At 72.6% G+C, this 14,187-nt stretch carries 10 protein-coding genes; all 10 read right to left on the reverse strand.

Annotated features, from left to right (window positions below):
• Positions 1–128: 128 nt before the first annotated feature.
• Entirely contained in the window at positions 129–1,163 is a 1,035-nt protein-coding gene (locus ACIBEC_RS26375; protein ID WP_360498013.1) for a substrate-binding domain-containing protein, read from the reverse strand.
• 413 nt (positions 1,164–1,576) lie between these two features.
• Entirely contained in the window at positions 1,577–1,981 is a 405-nt protein-coding gene (locus ACIBEC_RS26380) for a hypothetical protein (RefSeq protein ID WP_360498015.1), read from the reverse strand.
• On the reverse strand, positions 1,971–2,384 hold the full coding sequence (locus tag ACIBEC_RS26385; RefSeq protein ID WP_360498017.1) for a hypothetical protein: 414 nt from the start codon (positions 2,382–2,384) through the stop codon (positions 1,971–1,973). The genes ACIBEC_RS26380 and ACIBEC_RS26385 overlap by 11 nt, the downstream gene beginning before the upstream one ends.
• Positions 2,385–2,552: 168 nt before the next feature.
• Positions 2,553–4,361: a GAF domain-containing protein gene (locus tag ACIBEC_RS26390; RefSeq protein ID WP_396288986.1), complete on the reverse strand. Its 1,809-nt coding sequence runs from the start codon at positions 4,359–4,361 to the stop codon at positions 2,553–2,555.
• A gap of 134 nt (positions 4,362–4,495) precedes the next feature.
• Entirely contained in the window at positions 4,496–7,999 is a 3,504-nt protein-coding gene (gene cydD / locus ACIBEC_RS26395) for a thiol reductant ABC exporter subunit CydD (protein WP_360498019.1), read from the reverse strand.
• Between the two features lie 4 nt (positions 8,000–8,003).
• On the reverse strand, positions 8,004–9,038 hold the full coding sequence (cydB, locus tag ACIBEC_RS26400; RefSeq protein WP_360498021.1) for a cytochrome d ubiquinol oxidase subunit II: 1,035 nt from the start codon (positions 9,036–9,038) through the stop codon (positions 8,004–8,006).
• Between the two features lie 43 nt (positions 9,039–9,081).
• Positions 9,082–10,626, reverse strand: coding sequence for a cytochrome ubiquinol oxidase subunit I (locus ACIBEC_RS26405; protein WP_360498023.1), 1,545 nt, complete (start codon positions 10,624–10,626; stop codon positions 9,082–9,084).
• 375 nt (positions 10,627–11,001) lie between these two features.
• Positions 11,002–12,372 carry an EF-hand domain-containing protein gene (locus ACIBEC_RS26410; protein ID WP_360498025.1) on the reverse strand — a complete coding sequence of 457 codons (1,371 nt, stop codon included), beginning with the start codon at positions 12,370–12,372 and terminating at the stop codon, positions 11,002–11,004.
• The gene (locus ACIBEC_RS26415) at positions 12,365–12,976 is read right to left on the reverse strand and encodes a Uma2 family endonuclease (RefSeq protein WP_360498027.1); all 612 of its coding nucleotides are present in this window, start codon (positions 12,974–12,976) and stop codon (positions 12,365–12,367) included. Before ACIBEC_RS26415 ends, ACIBEC_RS26410 begins: the two co-directional genes overlap by 8 nt.
• A 238-nt stretch (positions 12,977–13,214) precedes the next feature.
• Positions 13,215–14,174, reverse strand: a complete 960-nt coding sequence (locus tag ACIBEC_RS26420) for an LAETG motif-containing sortase-dependent surface protein (RefSeq protein ID WP_360498029.1) — start codon at positions 14,172–14,174, stop codon at positions 13,215–13,217.
• Positions 14,175–14,187: the final 13 nt, after the last annotated feature.

A 14,187-nucleotide genomic window follows, 5' to 3' on the forward strand; every position in this document is an offset into this window, starting at 1 on the left:
CGCCGCCGGGGGGGGCGCTCATTGGGCCTTTGTGGTCCCCGGGGGGGGGGGGGGGGGGGCCCCCCGGGGGGGGGGGCCCCGGCGGCGGGGGGGGGGCCCCCCCCCCCCGCCGGCGTGGTGCGGGTGGCTCAGGAGTGGGTGACGCTGCCGCAGGCGAAGGAGGACAGCGGCAGGAAGCCGAAGCTCTTCAGGTCGGCGGCACCGTTGGCGCAGATCCAGCCACCCCGGCCGAAGATGGCGCGCAGGGTGGTGCCGTGGACGTCGGTCGCGGTCCACTCGGCGTCCCGGAAGACGTTGTAGACCACGCGGGAGTACGGGGTGGCCGCGAAGGCCGAGCTGATCGTCTTGTTCACGGTGTCGACCGGCGCGGTGCCGTCGACGGAGCGGATGGTCAGCGGGCCCTGGACGTCGGCGCCGCTGCCCTTGCCGAAGTAGACCTGGCCGATGTAGTGGGCCACGGAGTAGGGGACCAGCGCGTTGACGTCGGCCAGGGCCGGGTCGCTGCCCTGGTTCTCCTGGACACCGCTGGTGACGCAGGTGCCCGGGTTGACGGCGGTGCCGCCACCGATGGCCGTGAGGAAGAACGAGCGGGTACCGGAGTTGGCCTGCGGCAGGAAGGGCTTGATCGTGGCGTTGGGGAGCGACGCGTTGATCTGGGTCCAGTTGGTGACCGTGCAGGTGTAGATGTCCTTCAGGTTCTGCGTGGTCAGGTTCGCCGGGGCGTTGCCGGCGGACGGGGCGGCCCAGGCGACGGCGTCCTTGGCCAGCGCGACGAAGTCGTCGGTGGTCGGGTCGGTCGGCTGCGGGGCGCGCGAGGAGCGGGCGAAGTCCACGGTGGCGCTGGTGTTGGCGTTCAGCGCGGTGATGCCGGCGCCGGAGCCGTTCGGGCGGGTGATCGGGGTGGCACCCGACTTGGTGGTGATGGTGCCCGCGGGGATCGCGTCCCAGCTGTACAGGTGGGGGGCGCTCGGGTTGGTCACGGTCACGTTGTAGTCGGCGGCGAGCTGGTTCAGCACGGCCTGCGTGGTGTCCGAGCCGACGCCCACGATGTCCTGGGCGTTCGGCAGGCCGGCCGGGTCGGCGACGGCGGTGCCGGCGAAGACGGTGGCGATCGAGGTCGCCAGCGCGGCGGCGGCAAGCAGGTTGGCAGCGGTCTTACGCATGTTTCTCTTCCTCCGGTGGGAGAGACGTCCATCGCGTGAAACCCGTACTCCGGTCGGGAGTTCGGGGCCGGTGGCCGCGTCCGCTGCGGCCCGTCCGGCAGTGCAGATCCTGTCCGGGGGGCCGGTTCCGCCGGAAGGGAGGCCGAGTCCGGCCGGGGAATGTCGACTCATCGGTTCGGCGAGGTTTAGGCACTGGTCAGCGTGGACGCGACAGGGGCGCGGCCGGGTCTCCGAACCCGGTCGACGTTCTTCTCCAGGAGGCTGCTCGGGGTGTTGCCGGAAACCTGGGCTTCACCGGAAACGCATGAACGGAACGACGCCGACGATCCATGGACGGCGAACTGCGGCGTTCCGGCGGCGAACGACGATGGCCGGCCGACCACGGCGGCCGTCGAACGACGGCGGTCGACCGACTACAGCGGCCGACGGCCGTCGCGCCCGGACCGGCGCGACTCCTGCCCCACCCACTGAAGTCCGGCCAGGAACCCGTCGATTCCCGCCTGGCACTGGTCGCGCCGCAGGTACCCGCGCGCGCTGCGGGCGACCGGAACGGCCGAGGCCGCCCCCGGCCGGGTGCTGCGCACCGGCAGGTGGGCGGCCCAGACCCACTGGCGCCCCTCCGACTGGCCGACCGAGCACCGCAGGGCGGCCCGCTCGATCAGCAACTCCCGGACGGCTTCGGCGAGTTCTTCCTCGGTCCGGTAGGTCCGCACGCCGACGCCGAGCGGTCTGCCGTTGGCGGCGCGCAGCACCCAGCCGACGCAGCGGTCGGCCGCCGGCACGATCAGCAGCCGCGGACCGCGCCGCTCAGCGGCCATCGGTGCGTCTCGGCGGCACTGCACGCTCGGGAAGGTCGCGCGGTGGCTGCTTGGCGAGCAGCACCACGAACCGCCGGAAGGCGTTCTGGCAGGTCGCGTACCGCTCGTACGCGCGGCTGGAGCGCACCTCGGGGAGGTTGCGCGAGCCGGGGATGACCCAGACCCAGCCGATGCCGTCCCGGACGTGGGTGATGCGGGCGGTCAGTTCGGCCGCCCCGACCCGCAGGCCGTCGAACCCGCGCTCGGCCTCGCCGGCCGTCTCGAACGCGGCAGGGGTGATCGCGACCACCCGGCCGTTGGGCGCCTTCAGTTGCCAGCGGTAGCGCCCGTCCGCGGCCCGTTCGGCGCGGAACCCCCCTCGAATTGCCCCTGCTGCGGTGTGACCGCGGCCGGAAGCGTCCACTGCCCCTCCGTCCGGTTACCTTCCGGTTTCCCCTCCGAGACGGAGCAAAGCTATGTGTGCACACAGAGCCGCCGAAAGCCCAGAACGTTCACAACTTGCGCTGTTGGTCGGGAAGTTCTCTCTCGTTTAGTTTTCACTTGTCTTTGCCGAACGGCCTGGAAGACGCGTTCAGAGCCGGGCCGTCCAGCGCACCCTGGCGCCCTTCCGATGGGGCCCGCTCTCGTGCCAGGCGGCGCCGCCGAGCGCCTCGGCGCGCCGGGTGAGGTTGAGCAGTCCGCTGCGCCGGCCGCCCCTGGGGATGCCCACGCCGTCGTCGGTCACGGTGAGCAGCACGCCGGGCCGTCCGGTCCGGTCCAGCGACTCCGGGTCGCCGCCGACCGGACGGCCGTCGTCGCCCAGGTGGACGGTCGCCTCGACCTCGACGCCGACCCGGGAGGCCCGGGCGTGCCGCGCCGTGTTGGAGAGCATCTCCCGCAGTGACGCCAGCAGTTGACGGCCGGTCTGCTCGCCGACCAGGCTCTCCACCGGCCCGACGAAGCTCACCGAGGGCTTGAAGCCGAGTGCCGCCGCGGCCTGGCTGGCCTCCCGCAGCACCCGGGTGCGCAGGGTGTCGGGCGCGTCGCCGTGGTTGTCGTGCTGCAGGGCGTAGATGGTGGTGCGGACCTCCTGGATGGTGGCGTCCAGTTCGTCGACCGCCTTGCCGATGCCGGTCCTCACCTCGGGGACGACCGCCCGGCGGGCCGCGCTCTCCAGCATCATCCCGGTGGCGAACAGCCGTTGGATCACCAGGTCGTGGAGGTCGCGGGCGATCCGGTCGCGGTCCTGGAAGACGGCCAGCCGCTGCTGATCGCGCTGGCCCTCGGCGAGCCGCAGGGCGAGGGCGGCCTGCGAGGCGAAGGTCTCGGCAAGCTGCTTCTCGCTGTCGGTGAACGGCAGCGCGCCGCACGGCCGCCAGACGCAGAGCCCGCCGAGCACCCGCCCGGCGGCGACCATCGGCACGGCCATGGACGGGCCGAAGCGGCGGGCGAGGCGCATCACCACGGTCGGGTCGCTGGACATGTCGTCCAGGTAGACGCTCTCCCCCGCCAGCAGCCGGGCCGCGAAGCTCTCCTTGGGCAGCAGCTCGCCGCGGACGAACTCGGCCACCTCGCCGGAGGCGTGGGCGACCCGCATCTGCCCGTCCCCCTCGCCCTCCGGACCGGTCGGCAGCAGGATCATGCCGAGCGCGGCGTTCGCCAACTCCCTTACCTGCTCGGCCGCGACGGTCAGCGCCGTCTCGGCCTGCTCGGCGGAGAGCAGCGCGGTGGTGACGGCGGCGGCGCCGGCGATCCAGCGTTCGCGGCGGCGGCCCTCCTCGTACAGCCGGGAGTTCTCGATCGCCACGCCGGCCGCCGCGGCGAGCGCGTGCACGACCTGTTCGTCCTCGGGGGTGAAGGCGCCGCCGCCCTTCTTCTCGGTGAGGTAGAGGTTGCCGAACACCTCTTCGCGGACCCGGATCGGCACGCCCAGGAAGGTCTTCATCTGCGGGTGGTGCGACGGGAAGCCGGAGGAGCGCGGGTCGGCGCCGAGGTCGGCGAGCCGCAGTGGTTCGGGCCGGTCGATGAGTGCGCCGAGGATGCCGCGCCCGGCGGGCAGTTCGCCGATCGCGGCGGCGGTCCCGTCGTCGACGCCGACGTGGATGAAGTCGGCCAGGCCGGTGCCGCCGGGGGCGATCACGCCGAGCGCCGCGTAGCGGGCGTCGACCAGTTCGGCGGCGCCGGTGGCGATCCGGTGCAGGGTGGCGTGCAGGTCCAGTCCGGCGCCGATGGAGACCACCGCCTCCAACAGCCGCTGCATCCGGTCGGTGACGGCGGCGGCCGACTGCAGGCGCTCGGCGACCTCGGTGACCAGGGTGTCCAGGCCGAGCGAGGCGATCTCGGGCACCCGATGGGGTGTCGGCTCGGGGGCGGCCTCGGGGAAGTCCGGCGTGGGGTCCATGAAGAAAGCCTAGTTTGTACGGTTTTCGGACGAAGGGCGGCACGACCGGCGACGCGACGGGACCGGCACGACGGGCACCGGCACCACGGGCGCCAGTACGACGGGCACCGGCACGTCGGGCACCGGCACGCCGCTCAGCGCCCCACCGGCTCCAGCAGCCCGTCCGCCTCCCGCTCCCGCCGCCACATCGCGTGCAGCCGTCCGTCCGGGTCGGCGGCCAGCTCCGACCAGCGGCCCCGCTCGGCCACCCGGCCGCCGTCCAGCACCAGCACCTCGTCCACCGTGGCGTCGTCCAGCCCGGCCAGCCGGTGGGTGATCAGCACGGTGGTGCGGCCCTCGGTGGCGGCCAGCAGGTCGGCGGTGAGGGCGTCGGCGGTGGGCAGGTCGAGGTGTTCGGCGGGCTCGTCCAGGACCAGGACGGGGAAGTCCGCGAGCAGCGCCCGGGCGAGCGCGAGCCGCTGGCGCTGGCCGCCGGAGAGCCGGGCGCCGTGCTCGCCGACCATGGTGTCCAGGCCGTCCGGCAGGCCCTCGGTCCAGTCCAGCAGCCGGGCAGCGGCCAGTGCGGCGCGCAGCTCGTCCTCCGCCGCGCCGGGCCGGGCGAGGCGCAGGTTCTCCCGCAGCGAGCTGTCGAAGACGTGCGCGTCCTGCGCGCAGAGCCCGATCACCCGCCGGACGTCCTCGCCCGCGAGCGCGCGGCTGTCCACAGCCTGTGGACGGCCGTCGGCGAAGGTGACGGCGCCGGCGCTCGGCTCCAGGAAGCGCAGCAGCGCCTGGGCGAGGGTGGTCTTGCCGGAACCGGACGGGCCGACCACCGCGATCCGGCGCCCGGGGGCGAGGTCGAGGTCCACCCCGGCGAGCGCGTCCCCCGCCTGCCCGGGGTGCCGTACGGTCAGCCCGCGCACGGCGACGGGCAGCGGCTGCTCGGGCAGCTCCACCGGTTCCGCGGGCTCGGCGACGGGCGCCGGGGCGTTCAGCACCTCGTCCAGCCGGGCCTGCGCGGCGCGGCTGCGCTGGCGGGCCTGGACGGCGAGCGGCATCCCGGTGACGGCCTCGAAGGCGGCCAGCGGGGTCAGCACCACGACGGCCAGGCAGACCGGCGCCAGCACCCCGGCGCGCACTCCCTGGACGCCGACGGCCGCCGCCGCCGTCACGGTCAGCCCGGTGAGCAGCGCGATCAGCCCGGTGCCGAGCGCCGTGGTGGCGGCCGAACGGGCGGCCAGGCGGGTCAGCGCGGCATCGGCGGCGCGGACGGCGGCCAGCCGGCCGGGCAGCGCGCCGGCCACGGTGAGTTCGGCGGTGCCGGTGAAGGCGTCCACCACGGCGGTGGCCAGGCGTCCGCGCGCCGGGGCCTGCCGCCGCTCGGCCCCGGCCGACCAGCGGGCGGCCAGCGCGGGCACCACCACGCCCGCGAGCAGCAGCCCGAGGCCGAGCACCGCGCCGGCGGCGGGCAGGAAGGCGCCCAGTACCACCGTCGAGGCCAGCGCGACCACGCCCGCGACGGCGGCGGGCAGCCGCCAGCGCAGGTAGTGGTCCTGGATCGCGTCCACGTCGGCGACCAGCCGGGAGAGCAGGTCTCCGCGCCGGAAGGCGGGCAGTCCGGCCGGGGCGAGCACGCTCAGCCGCCGGTAGACGGCGGCCCGCAGGGTGCCGAGGGTGCGCAGCACCGCGTCGTGCGAGACCAGCCGTTCGGCGTAGCGGAAGACGCTGCGGCCGATGCCGAAGGCCCGCACCGAGGTGACGGCCATCATCAGGTAGAGCACCGGCGGCATCTGGGAGGCCCGGGAGATGAGGTAGCCGGAGGTGGCCATCAGCGCGACGGCGCAGCCCAGGGCGAGGGCGCCGAGCAGGATGGACAGGGCCAGCCGGGGCGTGCTGCCGGTCTCGGCCCCGGGCTCCTCGGCCTCCTGGGACACGGCCGGGGCGGGGGCGGGCGTCGGCTTGCCGCTGTGGGCGAGCGGTGCCACCGGGCCGGTGGCCACGACGGAAAGGGGCGGGGCGAGCCGGACCCGCTGGTCCGCGACGGCGAGCAGCGCGGGCCGGTGCGCGACGATCAGCACGGTGCGCGCCGAGTCCTCGGCGAGCGTCCGCACGGCGTCCACGACGGCGGCCTCGGAGGCGCCGTCCAGGTTCGCGGTCGGCTCGTCCAACAGCACCAGCGGCCGGTCGTCGGCGAGCAGCACCCGGGCGAGGGCGAGGCGCTGGCGCTGTCCGGCGGAGAGCCCGGCGCCGTCCTCGCCGAGCGGCGCGGCCAGGTCGGTGACGAAGTCGAGCGCGTGCGCGGCCCGCAGGGCCGTCCACAGCTGCTCGTCGGTGGCGTCGGGCCGGTAGAGCCGCAGGTTGTCGGCGACCGTCCCGGCGAACAGGTGCGGGTGCTGCGGCACCCAGGCGATCTGCCGCCGCAGGCTCGCCGGCTCCAGCTCGGCCGGGTCGTACGACCGGCCGTCGGCGGCGGTGATCCGGACGGTACCGGTCTCGGGGGTGGTGAGGCCGAGCAGGACGGCCAGCAGGGTGGACTTCCCGGCGCCGCTCGGGCCGGTGAGGGCGGTGGTGGTGCCCGGGCGCAGGGTCAGCGCGGCGTCGTCCAGCGCGGGTACGGCGCGGCCGGGGTGCCGTACGGTCAGGCCCTCGACGGAGATCACGGCGCCGGTCAGGGCGGGGGCGGGGACGGTCCCGGCGGCGGGCAGCGGGGTCTCCAGGACCCGGAAGAGTTCGTCGGCGGCGGTCAGTCCCTCGACGCTGGAGTGGTAGAGCGCGCCGACCTGGCGGATCGGGGCGTACACCTCGGGGGCGAGGACCAGGATCAGCAGCCCGGTCTCCAGGTCGAGGGTGCCGTCCACCAGCCGGAAGCCGACGGTGACCGCGACCAGCGCGACGGAGAGGGTGGAGAGCAGTTCCAGGGTGAAGGAGGAGACGAAGGCGATCCGCAGGGTGCGCAGGGTGGCCCGGCGGTAGTCGGCGGTGATCCGGGCGATGGTGGCGGCCTGGGCGCGGGCCCGGTTGAACACCTTGAGGGTGGGCAGGCCGGCGACCACGTCGAGGAAGTGGTGCGAGAGCCGGGCGAGGGTGTCCCACTGCCGGTCCATCCGGGACTGGGTGGCCATCCCGACCAGCGCCATGAACAGCGGGATCAGCGGCAGCGTCCCGGCGATGATCGCGGCCGAGGTGAAGTCCGTGCCGACGATCCGCAGCAGCACGATCACCGGGACGACCACGGCCAGCGCCAGCTGCGGCAGGTACCGGGCGAAGTAGTCGTCCAGCGCGTCGACGCCGCGGGTGGCGAGGGTGGTGAGTTCGCCGGTGCGCCGGCCCGCCAGGTAGGCCGGGCCGAGCGCGGTGGCGTGGTCGAGCAGCCGGCGTCGCAGGGTGGACTTCACCCGGGCGACGGACCGGTGTGCGGTGAGTTCGGTGAGCCAGCCGACCAGCCCCCGCCCGACGGCGGTCAGGGCGAGCAGCAGCAGCGGCGTGGTCAGCTCGCCGAGCGTCGCCCCGCGCTGGAAGGCGCGGACGACGATCTCGGCGATCAGACTCGCCTGGGCGACCACCAGGGCCGCGCCGGCCGCGCCGAGGAGCACGGATCCGGCGAGGAAGACCCGGGTGGTGCGGGCGTACCCGAGGAGGCGGGGGTCGACCGGCTTCATCGCGTCAGGCCCGGTCGAGCGGGGCGGCCGGGGCGGCGGGGGCGTGCCCGGGGATGTGCTGGACGCCGATCCGCTTGCGGAACACCCAGTACGTCCAGCCCTGGTAGAGCAGCACCAGCGGGGTGAACACCGCCGCCACGATGGTCATCAGCTTCAGCGTGTACGGCGAGGAGGCCGCGTTGCTGACGGTCAGGCTCCAGCCGGCGTTCAGGGTGGACGGCATGACGTCCGGGAAGAGCGCCAGGAAGAGCATCGCGACGGCGGCCACGACGGTCGCCCCGGAGAAGACGAACGCCCAGCCCTCGCGGCCGAGCTGGTTGGCGACCAGGGCGGCGGCCAGGGTGGCCACGGCGATCACCAGGGCTGCGAGGCTGCGGCCGTTGCCGCTGTCCTGCTGGGTCCAGACCAGGAAGACCAGGGCCAGGACGGCGGTGGCCAGTCCGGCCCGCAGGGCGGCCCCGCGGGCCCGCTCGCGGATCTCGCCGACGGTCTTGAGCGCGGCGAACACCGAGCCGTGGAAGGTGAACAGGGCGAGCGTCACCAGCCCGCCGAGCAGCGCGTACGGGTTCAGCAGGTCCGCGAGGCCGCCGACGTAGTTCTTCTGCGCGTCGATGTCCACGCCGCGCACCATGTCGGCGAAGACCACGCCCCAGAGGAAGGCCGGGAGGAGCGAGGTCCAGAAGATGGCCTCCTCCCAGTTCCGCTGCCAGCGGGCGCCGTCGCGCTTGGCCCGGTACTCGAAGGCCACGCCGCGGATGATCAGGCAGACCAGGATCACCAGCAGCGGGATGTAGAAGCCGCTGAAGAGCGTCGCGTACCAGTCCGGGAAGGCGGCGAAGGTGGCGCCGGCGGCGGTCAGCAGCCAGACCTCGTTGCCGTCCCAGACCGGGCCGATGGTGTTGATCAGCACCCGCCGCTCGGCGGTGTCGCGGGCCAGCGGCTTGGTCAGGATGCCGATCCCGAAGTCGAAGCCCTCCAGGAAGAAGTAGCCGATCCACAGGACCGCGATCAGCACGAACCAGACGTCGTGGAGTTGCATGTCAGATCCTCAGTTCCGCAGTGGTCCTCAGTCGTCCGGTGCCTCAGTACGCGAAGGCGAGCGGCTTGTCGGCGTCCTCGTCCGAGGACGGTCCGCGCAGCGAGGGGTCCTTGGTGGGCGGCTGCTCGGTCACCACCGGGCCGGCCTTGGCGTACTTGACCAGCAGCCGGACCTCCACGACCGCGAGGATCGCGTACAGCGTGGTGAAGGTGGCCAGCGCGCCGATCTGGGTGCCGACGCCGACGTTGGGGGAGACCGCGCTGGAGGTGGTCATCAGGCCGAAGACGGCCCAGGGCTGACGGCCCATCTCGGTGAAGACCCAGCCGAAGCTGTTGGCGATCAGCGGGAAGCCCATGGTCAGGATGCCGATCCGCCAGCTCCACTTGGTCAGCTGCGGGCTGAGCTCGCGCTTGGGGGTGAGCATCAGCCGCGGCACCTCGGTCTCGCCGGTGCGGAACTCGGGCCGCAGGAACAGCTTCTTCCGGGTGGTCCAGAGGCCGATCAGGCCGGCCAGGAAGGAGGTCATCCCGAAGCCGATCATGAGGCGGAAGCCCCAGTAGGTGACGAAGATGCTCGGGATGTAGTCCTTGGGGTTGCCGCCATGCTGGGCGGCCTCGGCGGCGGCGGTGTCGTTGATGCCGGGGACGGAGGAGCTGAAGTCGCTGTGGGCGAGGAAGGACAGCACCCCGGGGACTTCGAGCGCCACCGAGTTGTGGCCCTTGCTGACGTCGCCGACCGCGAAGATCGAGAACGGCGCGGGCGACTGGGTGTCCCACAGCGCCTCGGCGGCGGCCATCTTCATCGGCTGCTGCTCGAACATGACCTTGCCCAGCTCGTCGCCGCTGAGCGCGGTGCCGGCGCCGAAGACGACCGCGAGCACCAGGCCGAGCCGCAGCGAGGTGCGCATCGTGGCGGTCTTCTTGGCGTCGGCGGTCTCCGGCCTGCGCTTGGCCTTCCAGAGGTGGAAGGAGGAGATGCCGACCATGAAGGCGGCGCCGGTGAGGAAGGCGGCGGTCAGGGTGTGGGCGACGACCGTGAGGGTGGTGTTCTGGAACAGCACCTTGGTGATGTCGGTCAGCTGGGCCTTGCCGGTGGCCGGGTCGATCGCGTAGCCGACCGGGTGCTGCATCCAGGAGTTGGCGGCCAGGATGAAGTAGGAGGAGAGCACGGTGCCCAGCGCGACCATCCACATGCAGGCGCAGTGGATCTTCCTCGGCAGCTTGTCCCAGCCGAAGATCCACAGGCCGATGAAGGTGGACTCGAAGAAGAAGGCGATCAGCGCCTCCATCGCGAGCGGGGCGCCGAAGACGTCTCCGACGAAGCGGGAGTAGTCGGACCAGTTCATCCCGAACTGGAATTCCTGGACGATTCCGGTGACCACGCCCATCGCGATGTTGATGAGGAAGAGCTTTCCCCAGAACTTCGTCGCGTGGAAGTACTTCTCCTTCTTCGTCCGCACCCAGGCGGTCTCCAGGCCGGCCACGACCGCGGCCAGGCTGATCGTGAGCGGAACGAAGAGGAAGTGGTAGACGGTGGTGATGCCGAATTGCCATCGCGCGATGGTCTCGTGAGCGATTGCCAGTTCCACGTCGCCCTCTCTCCCAACCTGCCCGTGTGATGACGGGCGCATTCCGGACAGACTTCTTCTCCAGCCGTGGACCATTGCCGGACCACGCAGGCTTGTCCGCTTGTGAACGTGAACACGTTCACAAGCACCAGTATCCACCATCTTTACGGGGGAACTGCAGGTGGGGTGGGGTTGACAGTCCTGTGCGATGCGTCACGGTTTGCGGTGCGGTCCGCACAGTCTGCGGATCCGCCGGGCCACGGGCAACGAACGACCGGGCGGATGACGCCGGGTTCTTGGCCGAACCGGCGCTTGACAGGCCGACGCCCCGCTCGCCACAGCGACCGGGGCGTGCTACGGACGGGTCGTTCGAGGCCGTCCCACCTGCGGCTGCGGTCAGGCGCGGCCGAGGAGCTGGGCGCCCGAGGTGGAGTCGGCGCGGGCCGTGAAGAACTCGGTGAAGCCGTGCAGGAACTCCTCCCGGGTGATCCGCCCGTCCCCGTCCGTGTCCAGCTGGCGGAAACCGTGCGACAGCTCGGCCGGATGCACCCGCTCGCTACCGAACACCACGCGGTACTCGTCGAACTCCAGGAACCCGCTGCCGTCCGTGTCGGCCGCGGTGAACACCGCCCGCAGCGCCGGCAGCAGCCCCTCCTCCAGGTACGTCCCGTCCCGGTCGCAACCGGCCACCGTGGCGGCCACGAACTCCTCCCGGCTGACCTTCCCGTCGCCGTTGGCGTCCATCACTGCGCGCAGCTGCTCCCACCAGCCCTCGAAGGCCTCGTACACCCGGGCCTCGGCCGCCTCGTCCAACTCCAGCTGCCAGCAAACGTTGTGCGCCATCGCCCGCAGGTCGTGCGCGGTGATGAAGCCGTCGCCGGTCTGGTCCAGCACCTCCCGGAAGAACCGGTCCACCCGGGGCCCACGGGCGTCGCGCCGCGGACGGTAACGGCGCTTGCCCGGGTCGGCCCGCTCCGGCTCCGGGGAGCGGTAGCGCAGCCGGTCCGGCAGGCGCGGCACCAGCGCCCCGACACCGCGGTGCAGCACGACGGACAGCACCGCGCCGCGCCGGGTCGCGGCCAGCCCGAACCGCTCCCGCACTACCGGCGGCAGGTCCGCCACCGTCAGCTCGGTGATCGCCCGGGCCACGAGACGGCGCACCACCCGCCAGCCGGCATCCCCGAGGAACCACAGTCGGCGCGGCCGGGGCGCCTCCCGCAGCAGGTCGCCCATCAAGTAGCGGGCCGCCTCGGTGAACTCCAGCTCCTCCCGGGCGTACCGAGCGAAGTAGGCGGGCAAGTCCTTGGCCGTGGCGGGCAGTTCGCCCTCCGGCAGGTCGAAGGCGGCGACCGCCTCCCGGAACTCGCCGTACACCTCCTCCAGTTGGGCCGCGTCGTACGGATCGCCACCGAGGCGCCGCATCGCCACCACGCACTCGAAGAGCGTCAGCAGCACCCACGCCCTGGTCGCCGCGTCCCGCGCGTCGTACGACCGCCCGTCCGGCGTCGTCCCCCGGATCCGCTTGTGCGCCCGGTCCAGCCGCGCGATCTCCCGCCGCAGCGCCTCCGCGTCCTGGTAGAACAGCCGCCGCCCGCTCTCCAGCGTGTGCTCCACCCGCCGCCACGGATGCGCCCGGTACGTCGAGTGCTCCGCCATCCCGGCCCCCACCACCGGATCCGCCGCCTGCAACGCCAACAACCGCCACGCCACCAGCCCGATCCGCCACTCGGACAGGTCCCGCTTGAACGACACCCCCCGATCAGCCACGACGCTCACCGGTGATCCCGGGGCCGATCACGAACCCCTTGGCAGGGCCCTCCGGAATCACGGCCTCCTTGCCGTAGGGGATACGAGTCGAGGAGGTGTACTCACGGCATTCCGAGTCGGGGCCGGTGAGGATGGTCACTGCTCCGCCGTCGTCGTGATCGTCGATGATCACGTACACCGGGATGCCGGCGGCAGCGTAGGCGCGACGCTTGAGGACGTGGTCACGACGACGGTTCTCGGCGCCGGGGGAGACGGTCTCGATGACCAGGGAGACTCCAGAGGCGACCAGGCCCAAACCCTCGGGATGCTCGACCTCCTCGATTTCCGTGGGAGCCACGAATGCGTCCGGGATGAGTACCTTGAGTCCGTGGATGACGTTGCAGGCGTTCCCCGGTGCCCAACCGCTTCCCCGGAGGTGGTCGTACAGAGCCCCGAGCACAGCCCGATTGATGGTGAAATGGCGGCTGCCGCCGGTGGGTGACACCGTGAGGTTTTCCTCGATGATCTCCACGCGATAGCCCTCGGGAACGTCCGAGGACTTCCACATGTCCCACAGCACCTGGTCCAGGTTCACGATGGTCCCCTCAGCAACGAGCGCGCTCATTGAGACACCTCTTTTCCCGTCCAGTCTGATCAGCCCGTGCGAGTCCGCACAAGCAACGGCTGCACGGTCGCATACGACCGGGGGGCTGACCGGGTGAATGGGGCGGGTTCACTCGATCGAGGAGTTTCGGGGCCGGAAACGCCGAACCGCAGGGCGGGCCCGGGGCCTGTCCCTGCGGTTCGGGTGGGGTGCTGTGGTGGTTCGCGGCCTCCTCCCGAACGAGCGCGAACCGGGTGGGTCAGGAGGTCGAGCGGGCGGCCGGCTTGCGGCGGGAGACGTAGAGGGCGGCGGCGCCGAGGCTGATGGCGAGGCCCGAGCCCAGGGCGAGGTACGGGGTGGCCGGGTTGGAGCCGGTCGCGGCGAGCTCGGCGGTCGAGCCGGTGGTGGTGACCGCCTGCGACGTGGTCGCGGCCTGCGAGGTGGTCGCGGCGAGCTCGGTGGTCGATGTGGTCGACCCGGTCGAGACGGTGGTGGCGGTCGAGGCCTTGGTGGTGTCCGCGGCCGGGGTGACGGTGGTCGGCTGCTCGACCGGCTTCTCGACGGGCTGCTCCACCGGCTTCTCCACCGGCTTCTCGACGGGCTTCTCGACGGGCTTCTCCACCGGCTTCTCGGCAGCCGCCTTCGCGTCCGCGAGCGCCTTGTCGGCGGCGGCCTTGGCGGTGGCCGCGGCCTCGGTGGCGTCCTGGGCGGCGATGACCTTGCGGAGCTCGGCGATGCGGTCGTCGTCCAGTGCCCTCTTGGCCGCCTCCACGGCGGCCTTGGCCTCGGTCTCCGCGGTGTGGGAGGCGTTGGCGGCGTCGAACGCCTTCAGCATCGTCTCCCGGGCCTTGGCCAGGTCCTCTTCCTTGGCGCGGCCGTACGCGTCGGCGGCTTCCCCGGCAGCCTTGTCGAGGGCCTCCCTGGTCGCGGTGGCCTTAGCGGCGGCGGCCTTGGCCTTCTCGTAGTCGGCGCGGAGGGCCTCCGGGAAGGTGTAGGCGTCGAACTTGGCCTTGAGGTCGGCCTCGTGGGCCTTCGCCGCCTCGTAGGCCTTGGCGGCGTCGGCGGCGGCCTTCTCCAGTTCGGCGATGGAGCCGCTGTCGTTCTGGGACTGCGCCGTCGGAGCCGACTCCGCGAAGGCGGGTGCCGCGGAGAGCATGGCTGCGGGCGAGATCACGGCGGCGATGACGGCGGCCGAGACCAGCGAACGGCGGAGTTTCACAATGACCTCTTTC

Source organism: Kitasatospora sp. NPDC051164 (genome assembly GCF_044455625.1).
GTDB lineage: Bacteria > Actinomycetota > Actinomycetes > Streptomycetales > Streptomycetaceae > Kitasatospora.